Consider the following 15,187-nt stretch of genomic DNA (forward strand, 5'->3'; position numbering starts at 1 on the left):
ACAATCCGCGAGAACCGACTGTGATCGGCTCGCAGTGAGCCCGGCCGCTTTGATTGGCTAGGACCCGTTCTCGCTCTTAGCCACGTCTTCAGCCACCAGCTTGGCAATATCGCTCATGTCCAGGCCGGTAATCTTAGCCATCTCATCGGAGTCAGCCAGTGCCTTGTCAGCTTCCTCATTTGCAGCAGCCTGTGCCTGAATAGCCTCGTCGAACTGGGACTCGCCCACCGAAGTGCTAACAGCTGCTGCTGCCAGGCGTGCCTGGTCGGCAATCTTGGCCTCGGCATCGAGAACTGCGTTGATGTACGGTGCCGCCACATCAGTGGAGTATTCCGATGCCAGCTCAACGCCTTCCACCACGGCCACACGCGGAGGCACGTCGGAGTTGTAGAACAGCTCCCAGGTGGAAAGACGCAAGATAGCACGGTCGACTGCCGGTAGGCGACGCAGCGGCCACTCCTCCGTCAGGTACGAAGAAATCGTCGAGTCGATACCGATAATTTCCGCAGCTACACCGCGCACGATCTGCTCGGTGTACTCCGCAATTGGATTCACATCCAGATCGGGATTACGGACCATTTCCAGCCGCTCTTCAAGAAGCTTGACGACGTCGACGCCTCGCTGCTCGGCCTCAAATAGCAGATCTACCGCACGACGGCGCGCACGGTAGCGCGCGCCGTGGCGCTTGTAGTTAGGTTCGCGAACTTTCGCGGACTCCTGCGCATCCGGGGTCTCGACGGACTTGTGATCCTTTTCAGTCATGGATGTGTATGTATCGCTCTCAACAAAAGGGTGAACTAGATGAGGGAATTAGTGGTTGACGCGGGACAGGTAGGAGCCGTCACGGGTGTCGACCTTCAGTACGTCGCCGGTTTCGATGAACAGCGGCACCTGAATCTCAGCGCCAGTCTCCAAAGTTGCCGGCTTGGTGCCACCGGTGGAGCGGTCGCCCTGCAGACCCGGGTCGGTCTGCTCAACCTTCAGTTCAACCGAAACAGGCATTTCAGCGAAAAGAACGTTGCCCTCATGGAAGGACACCTGGCAGGTGGTTTCCGGAAGCAGGAACTTAGCACCCTCCGGCATCTGAGCGTCCAGGATGGAAATCTGGTCGTAGGTCTTGTCGTCCATGAAGACGTATCCTTCACCGTCGTGGTACAGGTACGTCATGTCGCGACGGTCGACGGTAGCAGTCTCAATCTTGACGCCAGCGTTGAAAGTCTTGTCAACAACCTTGCCGGTCAGAACGTCCTTCAGCTTGGTGCGGACGAATGCCGGACCCTTACCTGGCTTGACGTGCTGGAACTCCACGATCTGCTGAAGCTTATTGTCGTGCTTGATAACTAGACCGTTTTTAAAATCTGCGGTGGTAGCCAACTAAACTCTCCTGAAATTGTTAAAAAGCTCTCTGACGAAACCACGATACTCCGTATCTCATCGAGAGAAAAATAAAACGCCGTGATGTTAGGCCCGCGGTTTCGGCAGCTGCGTAATAATTTCCGGCTCGGTGTCGGTGATAATCAACGTATCTTCGATGCGCACACCGCCGAACCCCGGCACATAAATACCAGGCTCGATGGTCAACGTCATGCCAGCTGCCAACTTCCCCTTGCCGGTGCGAGCAGCAAATGGAGCCTCATGCACCTCAATACCGATTCCGTGGCCGGTGGAATGAACGAAGTGCTCCCCATAACCAGCCTTTTCAATAATGTCCCGGCATGCTGCGTCTACAGCCACAACATCAGCCCCTGGCACGGCCGCTTTTACGCCAGCCAGCTGGGCTTCCAGCACGACATTGTAAATCTCTCGGGCCTTCTCGTCTGCGAACTCCACCCCGGCAACAATCGCGCCGTCCAAATCTGACGACGTATTGTTCGGATCGTTTTCGCTTGACGACGTTCCCGCCTCACCGGCAAAGAGGGTACGTGTCATATCTGAGTTGTAGCCCCCGGCAAAGGCGCCAAAGTCAATAGTGACCAGGTCACCTGCCTCGATTACGCGATCTTCCGCCCCGTGGTGTGGCTTGGCGGAATTCGGGCCGCTCGCGACAATCGTGTCGAAGCTAGGCCGATCGGCGCCATGCATGCGCATGCGGTACTCCAACTCTGCGGCGACTTCGCGCTCCGTGCGGCCGGCGACCACGATGCCGTCGTGAAGCAAGTCCTCGAATGCGCAGACCGCGATGTCGGCGACATGGCGCAGAGCGACGAGTTCCGTATCGGACTTGACCTCCCGCAGTTTAGAGACGACGCCCGTAGTCGATACCAGCTCGAGTGCCTGTGGCCGGGCATCCTCTAGCTCTTGATAAGCGGCCATAGTGAGGAACTCAGATTCAACACCAAGACGCGAGATATCCAGCTTTCGGCATTGACCGACGAGTGCCACGCCGGTGTTGCGGGCGGTGAGTAACTCCACGTCCGGTGCCTGTTTGCCAGCCTGAACCGTATAGCGGCCGTCGGTGGAAAGCAGCGCTTCCCCACTGGCCGCAACAATCAAACCAGCATTCGAGCCGTGGAAACCTGTAAGCCAACCAACATGCGTCGGATCGACTGTGAGGAAACCGTCGCAGTCGTTGTCGGACAATGCGTCGATAAGAGCGGCTCGGCGGGCGGCGTAGTTCGTGGAGATATCTGTCATAGTTTCGTACTCACCCTTCTCAGTGCCATGGAATACCCATCAGTTCCGCATCCGACGATAACGCCCGCGGCAAGCGCCGACAGGTACGAGTGGTGCCGAAAATCCTCCCGGGCGTGAATGTTTGAAATATGGACCTCCTGGAAGCCCGCGCCGTCGGCAATTTCGGCAAGCGCGTCACGTAGGGCGACGGAGGTGTGTGTCAACCCCCCTGGATTGATAATGACTGGCCAACCGTAGTCGGCAGCTTCATGAACCCACTCGATGAGTTGACCTTCATAGTTGGATTGGCGGCAATCCACCACGACGCCAAGCTCCTTGGCTAGGGTGCGAAGTTCAGATTCGACATCGGCCAAAGTAGTGGCACCGTAAATTTCTGGCTGACGCTTGCCCAGACGATCGAGGTTCGGGCCGTTCAGAACAAGCACGGTCGGAATCGCCGCTGTGGCATCAGTTGCTGCGCGAAGAGAGGTCATGAGCGGGCTGACTCCTCCGATGCGGCGTGCCCATTGTTGCAGAGCAGTTCGTATGCACGCTCGAGGTCATCCATTCCCGGGCCTTCAAGACGGGCTGTTTCACCGGGGTTTTCTAGAATAACGAATCGGATCGCACCGTCGCGGTTCTTCTTATCCCTGGTCATCGCATCGTAGAGCTCGGTAAAACGACCTGTCTGGTAGGTCGTTGGCAGACCAATGGACTCTAGGATGCGACGGTGGCGGTCTACGAGTTCCTGATCAATATGTCCGGTGATCTTGGCCAGCTCGGCAACATAAACCATGCCTACAGCTACGGCATGGCCATGGCGCCAGCGGTAGTTTTCAAAGTGCTCAACGGCATGACCGAAAGTGTGGCCATAGTTCAGGATCTCACGGAGGCCAGATTCCTTCAGATCCTCAGCGACAACGCGTGCCTTGACAGCAATCGCGCGCTCGACCAGTTCTGGCAGGTCACCGTCAACATCGAGGCAGGCCTGCGGGTTTGCCTCGTAAAGATCGAGAATCTTCGTGTCCGCGATAAATCCGGCCTTGATAATCTCTGCCGAGCCCGCGATCAGCTCGGCCTTCGGCAAGGTGCGCAGGACATCAAGGTCACAGAACACCGCGGCAGGCTCGTGGAAAGCGCCGACCAGGTTCTTGCCGGCTGCAGTGTTGATACCGGTCTTACCGCCGACAGCTGCGTCGACCATGCCGAGCAGCGTCGTCGGGACCTGGATAACCTTCACTCCACGCATCCACGCGGCGGCGACGAATCCACCGAAGTCTGTAGCTGCACCGCCGCCAATCGCGATTACCGCGTCACGCCGGCCCAGACCGCGTTCACCAAAAGTGTCCCAAACTGTTTCAGCAACTGCGAGCGTCTTGCCCTCCTCCGCATCCGGAACCTGGATGCTAAAGGCGTCGACTCCTTTGTCCGCCAGAGCCTTGATGACGCCGAAGCTCAGCTCTTGAACGCTCTCCTGGTGAATCACCGCAACCTGGGAGGCAAACGTAGCGGCCTCCGCAATCTGCTCGGTGAGTCCATGCCCCATGGCTACCGTGTACGGGGATGGGCCTTCAACACGGATTGTGCGGGTTGAGTTCATTGTCAGTCCCTAGTCGTTAGCGTAAGAAATGTATGGAGTTGCTGGTTATACGGCAGTGATTAGCTGCCGCCTTTTAAGAGTCGCCAGTTAAGCCTCGTCGCAGGTTTCATCGAGGTAGCTGAGGATCTCGGCCACAACGCGCTGCGGGGAACGTTCGTCGGAACGCACCTTGAAAGTGGCTGCATCTTCGTAAAAAGCTCGGCGAGCCTCATAGAGCGCGCGGTAATGAGCCTCAGGGTCATCCGCCTGGAGCACCGGGCGCGAATTGTTACCCGCTGTACGACGGACCCCCTCTGCAATGCTGATCTCGAGGTAGACGACGTTATGGTCTGCCAGCAGGTCACGGGTCGCCTGCGAAATCACGGCACCACCGCCAAGTGAGACGATTCCGTCGTGGGTCAGAGCCTCCGCCACGATTTGTTCCTCGATACGGCGGAATTCCGGCTCTCCCAGCTCGGAAAAGACTTCCCCACAAGTCTTGCCCATGCGCTGTTCAATCATCTCATCGGTATCGGTGAGTCTTGTGCTCAATGCACGAGACAGTCGACGACCGATGGTGGACTTTCCCGATCCGGGCGGTCCGACAAGGACAATAGTAGGAACGGACATTCCCCTCGTTTTACCCTTCTTCGTGTGCGCGACTGTGGCGCTATTTCCAATCAAGGCGACGTCGAGTCTGCTCCAAGTAGCCCTCAACGTTACGCTTGGTTTCCTCCAGGCTATCGCCGCCGAACTTTTCCATCACTGCACGCGCCAGTACCAGCGCGACCATTGCCTCTGCGACAACACCGCCGGCCGGGACCGCGCAGACATCAGAGCGCTGGTGGATTGCGGTAGCTGCATCGCCGCTGGCCATATCGACGGTCTTCAGCGCACGCGGAACGGTCGAAATTGGTTTCATCGCAGCACGCACAACGAGAGGTTGAGCATTAGTCATGCCACCCTCCAGGCCACCGGCGCGGTTAGTTTCCCGATCCACGCCGTCGTCGGTACGCACCATTTCATCGTGAGCCTCGGTGCCACGGCGACGGGCTTCCTCAAAACCGTCGCCGATCTCCACGCCCTTGACGGACTGAATTCCCATCAAGGCAGCCGCAAGCTGCGAATCCAGACGGGCATCACCGGAAATGTGCGATCCCAGACCCACCGGCAGACCGTGGACAACGACCTCGACGATGCCACCGAGGGTGTCGCCCTGCTTCTTGGCGGCCTTGATTTCGTCAATCATCGACTCCTCCGCAGCTGCGGAGAATGCACGCACTGGCGACTCGTCAATCTTGTCCTGATCAGCGAAGGTCGGCAGTGGCCCCTCGTAGGGCTCCGAACGACCGATGGAAATAACGTGGCTGACAACTTCCACACCGAGAGTCTCACGCAGAATTAAGCGTGCCACAACCGATGCCGCCACACGTGCTGCAGTCTCGCGAGCCGATGAACGCTCCAGGATGTTTCGAGCATCGGTGTGGTTGTACTTCAGCATGCCGTTGAAATCGGCATGCCCCGGGCGCGGGCGGGTTAAGGTGGCGCCACGAGCTGTATCCAAAACAACTGGGTCAACTGGATCCGGGCTCATGACCTCAGTCCACTTGGGCCATTCGGAGTTGCCGACCATAATGCCAATCGGCGATCCCAGCGTCTCACCATGTCGAATGCCAGTCAGCAGGGTGACCTCATCAGCCTCAAACTTCATTCGCGCCCCGCGACCATAGCCGAGGCGGCGGCGTGCGAGGTGGCGTGATACGTCATCTGTAGTCAGGGGAAGTCCGGCTGGCGCGCCTTCTACGAGAGCGATAAGCGCTTTGCCGTGAGATTCACCCGCGGTAGTCCAACGAAGCATAGGTATCATAATGTCACGTTTGCCGTACTTCTTGTGCATTTGGGGGCATACAAGTTTCAAATATGCCCCATTTCATCGCCCCTGGTCTACCGCTTCAGGGGACTTGTAGGTACCCTCCGCTTATCCCCCACACAATGGCGGTTGCTGCAAGCATCGCAGGCCCATGAGGCACGCTCGCCGGTACAGGCGCTGTTTTTGCTTTACGACGGTCACCCCAGCCCCGCTTTCCCGCGGTGACTCCTGCCATGAGGAGAGTGAGTCCGGCAGCCAACAGAATTGCCACTGCAATCCAAATTGCTGTCGCCACTGGCTCGCCCGATACCAGACCGACACCGCCCCCGAGAATTGCTGCGAGCTTCACATCTCCAGCCCCCATAGAGCGTGGGTTGAAGATGAAGACTGCTACATAGAGGCCAAACCAGAGGCCTATTCCTGTTCCTATGGCTGCGACTGCACTGGCGAGATTGTCAGCCAAGGTGCTCTTTTGCTGGAGCACCATTCCAGTGGTTGCTATCAGACCCACTGCCCCTAGCACTAACCACCAGTTCGGTAGTCTTCGCCGAGTCACATCCAACCAGCAGCCAATACCGCCCCAGCCGAGTACAAGCATCACGACTAGGAAATAGAAAACCCGGTCAAGGTAGACCGGGGCAATCCTGTGCTGTCCAATCGGAGACAGCCCTATCTCAGTTATTCCCCACCCCATAACTTTGGGATTGTAACGGTTGTGAGCTAGTTCGGCAGCGCTGCACGCATCGCCTCGACATCGGGAGTGCGTCCAGTAAACTGCTCAAACTGTCCCACCGCTTGATGTAGCAACATGGACAATCCACCGACCGCCTGTGTCCCTCCGCGTTCCGCTGCTTTCACAAGTGGGGTTGGCCAGGGATTGTAAATGACGTCGAGAATCTTCGGTGCTCGAGCGAGGTAGCCAGCAACCGACTCAATTGCGGCTGACGGCACCGTAGAGACCAGCACGTCGGCATTACCAGCAATATCTGCCAGGTTTGGAACATCAAAAGTCACCCAAACAAATTCCATCCCCAGCGCGGCAGCTAATGGTTCAATGTCATATGCGCGCTCGGAGCGCGCTACCACGGTCACATGATTGACCCCCAGCTGCGACAGCGCCCAAAGTGCCGGCCGTGCTGTGCCACCGGCACCAACAACAACGGCGCGGCCACGTGGTGCGTTCGTGCAGTCTATCTCGCGCAGTGCTCCCAGTACGCCGTCGCCATCGGTGTTGTCGGCAAACCAATCCGAATCGCGACGGACCAGAGTGTTCGCTGAACCAATGAGCCTCGCGCGCTCACTGACTTCATCGGCGAAGTCCAGCGCGGCAAACTTGCCGGGCATCGTGACGGAAAACCCCTGGAAACTGGGGTCTGCGCCACCAACGACGTCGGCAAGCTCTTCGGCGTTGCATCGGATGCGGTCATAGTGCCAGTCATTCATTCCCGCAGCGCGGTAACCGGCGTTGTGAATAGCCGGCGAGTACGAGTGATCAATCGGATCTCCCAGCACGGCTGCGCGATGAGTTATAGGCATAGGAGTTCTACCTCTTAGCGGTTGGAATCCAGCACGCCATTGTTGCGTGACTCGTCGATAGCGGCCTCGTGCTCTTCGAAGGTCGTGCTAAAGACAGTATTTCCTTCCTTGTCCACCGTGACAAAGTACAGCCAGGTGCCGTCAGCCGGATTTTCCATGGCACGAATCGCCTCGATGGAGGGCGAAGCAATGGGGGTTTCCGGCAGCCCCTCCTTGGCGTAGGTGTTCCACGCGGTCTTTCGCGCGCGGTCCTCATCCGTGGTTGCGATTTCCTGATCTGGCAGGTCGTAGTTGACTGTCGAGTCGAACTGCAGCTGCATCGGTTCGTCGAGACGGTTGAGAATAACGCGAGCGACCTTATCGAAGTCGCCATCTGGCGCCTCCATCTGGATCAAAGAAGCTGCGGTAATCAGCTCGTATGGAGTAAGACCAACCATGTCCGCTGAAGCCATGAGACCCGTGTCCTCATAATTCTTCACCGATTCCTTGACCAATTTTGCAAGCATCTGTTCGGGCGTCTGCTGCGGGTCAAGGTGATGAATACCCGGCGTAATGAGTCCCTCAAGACGACGAGGGTCGTTGCCACGCGCAGCTACCGCGTCCCGTGCCCATTCTGGAACACCCAGCGCGGCCAAATCGGCCTCGCCAGCAGCACGTTCGAGATCGGCCTTGGATACGCAGTCATTGTCTTCAACACAAGTGGCCTCAGAAATAAGCGAGAAAATTCCCTTACGTACATCCGATGAGGACACAATGCGGGTATCGGCGAAACGGGCGCCAGTCGGAATGTCAACGGTACCGACCTGATTTTCGACATCCAGAAGAGCCTCGACGGTCTCGTCGGCCTTCATCCGCTGATGGAGTCGGTAGAAACCAGGCTGCAATTCACTTGAATGAGAGTTCTCATTCGCGGCCTGGATGAACGCACGGGAAGACTTGACGACGCCGCTTTCCACCAACTGGTTGGACAAATCAGTAAGTGACGTGCCTTCACTGACCTCAACAATCGTCAATGGCCCCTCAGCTTTGCCATCGTAATCGTCAACAATGCCGCCACGGTTCCAGACGAGGCCAATCACTCCGAGGACCAACACGCATAACAGGACAGAAGTCACATTGATTGCCACTGCCGTTTGGCGGTGACGAACTCGAGACTTTGTCCCACCGCTGCGAGCACCAGCGCGGTCCCGGTCGGCACCGCCGCTATCAGTGCGGCGCGCAGTCTGCGCGTCTTTACTCATCAATAATCTCCTCGAATGCAGCTCACTCTCCCATCGGTATCAGCAAGGAGTCTTCCCGTTCGGGTACGACACGCGACTGATAACGACTGGTGCGACATAGCTTTACGACGAAGTCGTAGCACTAGGTTGCATTGTAGGTGTGAATCGCCACTTCAACTTTTCAAATCCTATGCACGCGACAAACGTGCTTAGGTATTACACACTTAATAATTGCGCAAAGGTGGGTGAATTGTCACCTTTCGGTAACTTTTGTGTGCCCCCTTAGTCGGTATTTCCGTCCAAAGCTTTTGCCCGTCTGTCCAACCAGGACTGCAGAATTTCTACTGCCGCAACCTGGTCAATAATCTTCCGCCCGGACTTAACATCAATACCTGCTGCGTGCAGCCGTGATTGGGCCATTACCGTCGTCATCCGCTCGTCGGCGTAATGCACTACGACTCGGTCACCGAGTCGGCGCTGCAGCCGGAATCCAACGTCAGTAGCTTTCCGCGCAGAAGTCCCGAACGAGCCGTCGAGCATGAGGGGCATGCCGAGAACAATCTCGACGACCTCAAGTTCAGTGGCAAGTTCCACGAGCCGGTCAATATCCGGCCCGTCAGGATCTTTTCGCCCCGTTGCTCGAGTGACTGTTTCAACCGGGGTCGCCAGGATACAGTCGGGGTCAGAGACCGCGACGCCAACGCGGACATCGCCGACGTCGATTCCGAGCCGTCGACCCCGACCGGGATCATCCTGACCGGGGGTATCAATACGGGGCTTAGCCATTGTTTACTGCTCTTCCGATAGCACAGCCGTTAATTGGCTACTTGGACAGTTCGGCCTCAACCGCGGCCAATGCTGCGTCGATTCCGGAAGCATCAGAGCCGGAGCCCTGTGCCATTGCCGGTTTACCGCCGCCCTTGCCGCCGACCTCAGCGCCCATCAGCTTCACCAAATCGCCGGCCTTAATACCGCGATTGACGGCTTCATCCGAAACCGAGGCCACAAACGGAACCTTGCCGCCAGCGTTGGAAATCAACGCAATGACGCTTGGGCGATCCGCAAGGCGCTTCGCCAAGTCATTAGCCAGCGAACGGATGTCCTTCATCTCCGTACCGTCGGGAAGCTTAAGGCCGAGGTAGGTGACATCGCCGATGGTGCGAGCGGACTCCAGGTGAGACGCGGCATTGGCCAGCAGCTGTCCGGCCTTGAAATCAGCGAGCTGCTTCTCTGCAGCCTTGAGCTTTTCAGCCAGTGCTGCAATGCGGTCTGGCAGCTCAGCAGAAGGAGCCTTGAATTCAGTGGCCAGTCGTTCAGCCAGGAGACGCTCGGTGGACAGGTAGCGGAAGGAATCCATACCCGAGTAAGCCTCAATACGGCGCACGCCCGATCCGACCGAGGACTCGCCCAGCACAGCTACCGGACCAATCTGCGAAGAATGCGAAACGTGGGTACCGCCACACAGCTCAATTGAGAACGGGCCACCGACCTCGACAACGCGGACGATGTCGCCGTAGTTCTCGTTGAACAATGCCATGGCACCAGCTGCCTTGGCCTCTTCCAAAGGCATCTCGGCAGTATTGACAGCCCAGTCGTTGTCGACAGCCTCATTGGTGATCTGCTCAATCTCACGGAGCTGTTCCGGTGTGAGCTGCTCACCGTACTTGAAGTCGAAACGGAGGTAGCCCGGCTTATTCATGGAACCAGCCTGAGTTGCAGTATCCCCCAGTACCTGACGCAGAGCACCGTGAATCAAGTGAGTTGCAGTGTGCGCCTGACGAGCACCGTGACGCCACTGCTCGTCGACCAAAGCTTCAGCGGAGACACCCGGAGTGAATTCACCAGCGGTGACAATGCCTTTGTGCAGCCACAGCTTCTTGCCCACCTTTTGAACATCGTTGATGTGGACCACAGCGCCGGAATCAGTCACGATACGACCACGGTCAGCCAGCTGACCGCCGGCCTCGGCGTAGAGCGGAGTGCGATCGAGGATAACCTCAATCTCATCGCCCTCTGCGGCAAACGACTGCTTCTGGCCATCGGCAATGATGCCAAGAATCGTGGATTCGTCGGCAAGCCGATCGTAACCAGTGAAGGACGTCGGGTGTTCATCGATGAACTCGCGGTAGACATGCAGGTCGGTGTGAGACTGCTTCTTTGCCTGGCTGTCGGCCTTTGCGCGCGCACGCTGCTCAGCCATCTCGCGATCGAATTCCTCGCGGTCGATGGTCAGGCCGGCCTCTTCGGCCATCTCGATGGTCAGGTCGATTGGGAAGCCGTGGGTGTCATGCAGGGTGAAGGCGTCGTGACCGGATAGAACGGTTTTACCCTCTGCCTTGGCCTTGGTGGCAGCACGTTCGAACAGCTCCTCACCGGCGGACAGAGTCTTGGTGAAGGTCTTTTCCTCGGCGACGGCGACGCGGCGAATACGGTTCCAGTTCTCCGCGATCTCTGGGTACGACGGGGTCATGGTCTCGGCCGCAATACCAATCAGCTTCTCCAGCACTGGACCGTTAGCGCCGAGCAGACGCGCAGAGCGGATGATGCGGCGCAGCAGGCGACGCAGGATATAGCCACGATCGGAGTTCGAGGGGGTGACACCGTCGAGCATCAGCATCAAGCCGGTGCGGCTGTGGTCGGCGATGACGCGGAAACGGATGTTGTCCTGGTGGTTGGAGCTGTACTTCGAACCGGTGAGCCGCTCAGCTTCGTCGATAACCGGACGCAGCAGATCGGTTTCGTAGACGTTGTCGACACCCTGTAGCAGGAAAGCAACGCGCTCGATGCCCATACCGGTATCGATGTTCTTCTTCGGCAGTGGGCCAAGAATCTCGAAAGAGTCCTTGCCTGTTCCTTCGCCACGCTCGTTTTCCATGAAGACGAGGTTCCAAATCTCGATGTAGCGATCCTCGTCCGCCTCTGGGCCACCGTCAGCACCGTACTCCGGGCCGCGGTCGTAGAAAATCTCTGAACACGGGCCACACGGGCCAGGCACACCCATGGACCAGTAGTTGTCCGCCATGCCTCGGCGCTGAATGCGCTCTTCCGGCACACCAACCTTCTCGTGCCAGATGTCATGGGCCTCATCGTCATCGAGGAAAACCGTCACCCACAGCTTCTCAGCCGGGATGCCAAAGCCGCCGTCCTCAACAGCACCAGTCAGAAGGCTCCATGCATGAGTGATGGCACCTTCCTTGAAGTAATTTCCGAAGGAGAAGTTACCCGCCATCTGGAAGAAGGTGTTGTGGCGGGTGGTGATACCCACCTCTTCAATGTCCAGTGTGCGCACGCACTTCTGAATTGAGGTCGCGGTGGAGAAGTCCGGAGTCTCATTGCCGAGGAAGTAGGGCTTGAACGGCACCATGCCGGCATTAACGAACAGCAGGTTCGGGTCATCCAAAACCAGGGAGGCACTGGGGACCTCGGTGTGTCCCGCCTTTACGAAATGCTGGATGAAGCGATTTCGAATTTCATGAGTCTGCACGGTGTTCTACTTCCTCGTTTCACGTCGAGCGTCCGAGATGTTTAATACAAAACTAGCAGTCTACCCGCTCGGTTCGAGCAACTTTAAAACCACCCCACCGGCACCCCGTAGATTCCGACCGATCTCGCCTACTTCGATTTCCGGCGGCTCCCCCGGATAATTCGGCGAATGCGTCCGAGGTATTCAGCCATGCCGTTTTCACGACCGTGATTGGATGGGACGAAATAATCAGTGCCCACCAACTGATCTGGTGGATACTGTTGGGCGACGACACCCATGGGGTCATTGTGCGGGTAGATATAGTCCACCGCGTGACCAAGGTCCTTAGCCCCGCTGTAATGTCCGTCCCGCAAATGTGGTGGCACCGGTCCGGTCTTCCCGGAACGAACATCCTTCAATGCCCCGTCGATTGCGCTTATGACCGAATTCGACTTCGGTGCTGTTGCCAAGTGAATCGTGGCCTGCGCCAGCGTCAGCCGGGCTTCCGGCATCCCTATCAAGGCAACTGCCTGCGCCGCGGCGACGGCGGTTTGCAGAGCTGTCGGGTCGGCCATACCGATGTCTTCGCTGGCCAGAATAACGATTCGGCGGGCAATAAACCGAGGGTCTTCCCCACCCTCAATCATCCGCGCCAGGTAATGCAGGGCAGCATCGACATCAGATCCGCGAACGGACTTAATAAACGCGCTGGTGACGTCGTAATGCTGGTCGCCGTCGCGGTCATAGCGAACCACGGCTCTGTTGATCGAATTGGCAAGCGACTCAGCGGTAATCTGCTCACCATCGGCGACGGCTTCTGCGGCTGCCTCGAGGTACGTGAGGGAACGACGAGCATCACCAGCTGCCAGCGCAATGAGCTGTTTACGTGCATCGTCTGTCATACTGACGCGACCATTCAGGCCGCGCTCATCGGTAAGTGCTCGATCAATGAGCGTGCCGACGGCTTCGTCGTCCAGTGACTGCAACTGCAACAGCAGTGACCGACTGAGCAGCGGGGACACCACTGAGAAGGATGGGTTTTCCGTCGTTGCCGCGACGAGAAGGACAATCCGGTTTTCCACGGCACCCAACAGGGCATCCTGCTGGGTCTTGGAAAAACGGTGCACCTCGTCGATGAAGAGCACCGTTTGAATGCCCTGGTTAACGAGCGTGCGACGAGCAGTGTCGATAACCGCACGCACTTCCTTTACCCCGGCATTAAGCGCGGAAAGCGCTTCAAAGTGTCGTCCAGTCGCCGCGGAAATCAAACTGGCGAGAGTGGTCTTGCCAGTTCCGGGAGGGCCAAACAAAATAACGGAGGTGTCGCCGCCACCTTCGACCAGACGGCGCAACGGTGCTCCGGGGGCTAACAGGTGGTCTTGACCAACGACTTCATCGAGGTTTCGCGGTCGCATCCGAACCGCCAACGGCGCGTGTGCACCTGGGTGAAAATAGGCGCTCGCATCGGAGTTCAGGCCAGTGCTTGCTGGCCCCGCACTCCGACCTTGGCTCTTGGCCGCTGTAGGTCCGGCGACCGAAGGCTCGTCGAAAAGCCCTGGAGCGTCATCGGCGGAGCCGTTTGCACCGCCTGACGGCAGCTTATTCGGATCCGCCACGTGTGCCCTAGCCTTCCTCTTGCTCTAAGAAATCGATGACTGCATGCGCGAACTGTTCCAGCTCGTCGGCACGATCGTCCTCACACTTATGGGCGAACTGTGCAATCGCGCGAGCCGTGTTAGCCATGTCGCGCCGCTCCAGTGCTGAGCCGCCAACTTCCGGCTTCAGGTCCGTGCGTCCTTCATGCCCCACCCACAGCGCTTGTTTTGGAGAACCGAAGAAGGAAACCGTTGCGGAGATGAAAAACCAACCGAGCAACGCCGCAGCGATGAACGCCATCAAACGGCGGTCGCTCGTGCCGCGATACCAATGGTCACGAATCTCTTCCATCCAGGCACGGACAAACACGTCGACCTCTGCCTCCGATGGACGCTCCACGAAAACGTGCAGCGGGAAGCCTGCGACGACGCTGGCCACGTCGAAGATGACATCGCGGTAACCAGCCCACTCATAGTCGAGGAACTGGACCTTATCCGCCAGCAGAATGTTGTCCGGGGCGAGGTCAAACGGAGTAAACGCCCTATGCGTGCCCTTCTCAATTCGACGAGCAGCATCCTCACCGAAAGAGCGCACAGCGTCGGGAACAGGAATGCCGGACCCCTCGACAGCTCGCATACCAAAGCGAATCCCCGACACAATGCCGTGGTCACGCGCCTCGAGAGCCTCGCGATCGACCTTGTTCTTCACCCACATACGACGACGCAGGGTCTCAAATCCCTCTTCACGAGTATGCGTGTGAATATGCATCCGACCCAGCGAAGCGCCGAGGCTGCGGAATGCGCGCAATCGTCGCTCTTCATCGCCACGAAAGAGTACGTCCGCAAGAGTGTCCACGACACCGACGTCGCTGAGAACCAATAGCTGCTTTGAAACATCGTAAGCAAGAAGCTGAGGCCCCGGGCGGACGTCGTCAGGCAGTGTATTGATGAACTGGTACGCCACGACTTCCCGTAAAACGGCGGGATCGACGCCTTCAGTCGTCGTAGGAATTTGCTTTACGACGACCGTGCGTTCCTGCATAAAGGGATTTGTGGCGACCCGTACGCGGACAACAAGAGCGTTTGACTGACCTGTAAGTACTTCTGGATCCGACAACACTGGAGTGCCGCCGAATCGTGCGGAAAGCAGTGTCTCTGCATCTTTAACTACGCTGTCAACTTCTGCTGCAGCGTCGTCCGAGTACTCCATTGAATGCCCTTTCAATGAGCCAGTTTCAGTCAGGCGATACGGATGTTGCGTTGTGGCCAGTACCGCCTTGGTTAGGAGGAATTGGCGCCACTCGCGCTGTT

At 57.8% G+C, this 15,187-nt stretch carries 13 protein-coding genes and 1 pseudogene; all 14 read right to left on the reverse strand.

Going from position 1 to position 15,187, the window contains the following annotated elements; genetic code table 11:
• Positions 1–240 precede the first annotated feature (240 nt).
• A pseudogene (gene nusB, locus HMPREF2920_RS05515) lies at positions 241–762 on the reverse strand (transcription antitermination factor NusB); the annotation flags it as partial.
• Between the two features lie 48 nt (positions 763–810).
• On the reverse strand, positions 811–1,374 hold the full coding sequence (gene efp / locus HMPREF2920_RS05520; protein ID WP_016422706.1) for an elongation factor P: 564 nt from the start codon (positions 1,372–1,374) through the stop codon (positions 811–813).
• Between the two features lie 87 nt (positions 1,375–1,461).
• Positions 1,462–2,634, reverse strand: coding sequence for a M24 family metallopeptidase (locus HMPREF2920_RS05525; RefSeq protein ID WP_016422705.1), 1,173 nt, complete (start codon positions 2,632–2,634; stop codon positions 1,462–1,464).
• Entirely contained in the window at positions 2,631–3,107 is a 477-nt protein-coding gene (gene aroQ / locus HMPREF2920_RS05530; RefSeq protein ID WP_070854081.1) for a type II 3-dehydroquinate dehydratase, read from the reverse strand. The genes HMPREF2920_RS05525 and aroQ overlap by 4 nt, the downstream gene beginning before the upstream one ends.
• Complete coding sequence (gene aroB / locus HMPREF2920_RS05535) at positions 3,104–4,213, reverse strand: 3-dehydroquinate synthase (RefSeq protein WP_069358704.1); 1,110 nt, start codon at positions 4,211–4,213, stop codon at positions 3,104–3,106. The genes aroQ and aroB overlap by 4 nt, the downstream gene beginning before the upstream one ends.
• Positions 4,214–4,300: 87 nt before the next feature.
• Positions 4,301–4,822, reverse strand: coding sequence for a shikimate kinase (locus HMPREF2920_RS05540; RefSeq protein ID WP_048731844.1), 522 nt, complete (start codon positions 4,820–4,822; stop codon positions 4,301–4,303).
• 40 nt (positions 4,823–4,862) lie between these two features.
• On the reverse strand, positions 4,863–6,050 hold the full coding sequence (aroC, locus tag HMPREF2920_RS05545) for a chorismate synthase (protein WP_187269731.1): 1,188 nt from the start codon (positions 6,048–6,050) through the stop codon (positions 4,863–4,865).
• 94 nt (positions 6,051–6,144) lie between these two features.
• The gene (locus HMPREF2920_RS05550) at positions 6,145–6,756 is read right to left on the reverse strand and encodes a prepilin peptidase (RefSeq protein ID WP_016422700.1); all 612 of its coding nucleotides are present in this window, start codon (positions 6,754–6,756) and stop codon (positions 6,145–6,147) included.
• Positions 6,757–6,782: 26 nt separating this feature from the next.
• Positions 6,783–7,598, reverse strand: a complete 816-nt coding sequence (locus HMPREF2920_RS05555) for a shikimate dehydrogenase (RefSeq protein WP_016422699.1) — start codon at positions 7,596–7,598, stop codon at positions 6,783–6,785.
• A gap of 14 nt (positions 7,599–7,612) precedes the next feature.
• On the reverse strand, positions 7,613–8,839 hold the full coding sequence (gene mltG, locus HMPREF2920_RS05560; protein ID WP_048731838.1) for an endolytic transglycosylase MltG: 1,227 nt from the start codon (positions 8,837–8,839) through the stop codon (positions 7,613–7,615).
• A 261-nt stretch (positions 8,840–9,100) separates the two neighbouring features.
• Positions 9,101–9,604: a Holliday junction resolvase RuvX gene (gene ruvX, locus HMPREF2920_RS05565; protein WP_016422697.1), complete on the reverse strand. Its 504-nt coding sequence runs from the start codon at positions 9,602–9,604 to the stop codon at positions 9,101–9,103.
• Between the two features lie 37 nt (positions 9,605–9,641).
• The gene (gene alaS, locus HMPREF2920_RS05570; protein WP_016422696.1) at positions 9,642–12,302 is read right to left on the reverse strand and encodes an alanine--tRNA ligase; all 2,661 of its coding nucleotides are present in this window, start codon (positions 12,300–12,302) and stop codon (positions 9,642–9,644) included.
• A gap of 128 nt (positions 12,303–12,430) precedes the next feature.
• A complete protein-coding gene (locus HMPREF2920_RS05575; protein ID WP_224433708.1) occupies positions 12,431–13,756 on the reverse strand; it encodes a replication-associated recombination protein A in 1,326 nt (441 codons plus the stop codon).
• Positions 13,757–13,904: 148 nt separating this feature from the next.
• Positions 13,905–15,086: a phosphotransferase family protein gene (locus HMPREF2920_RS05580; protein ID WP_016422694.1), complete on the reverse strand. Its 1,182-nt coding sequence runs from the start codon at positions 15,084–15,086 to the stop codon at positions 13,905–13,907.
• Positions 15,087–15,187: the final 101 nt, after the last annotated feature.

Source organism: Corynebacterium sp. HMSC075F02, assembly GCF_001838335.1.
Lineage (GTDB): Bacteria > Actinomycetota > Actinomycetes > Mycobacteriales > Mycobacteriaceae > Corynebacterium > Corynebacterium jeikeium_D.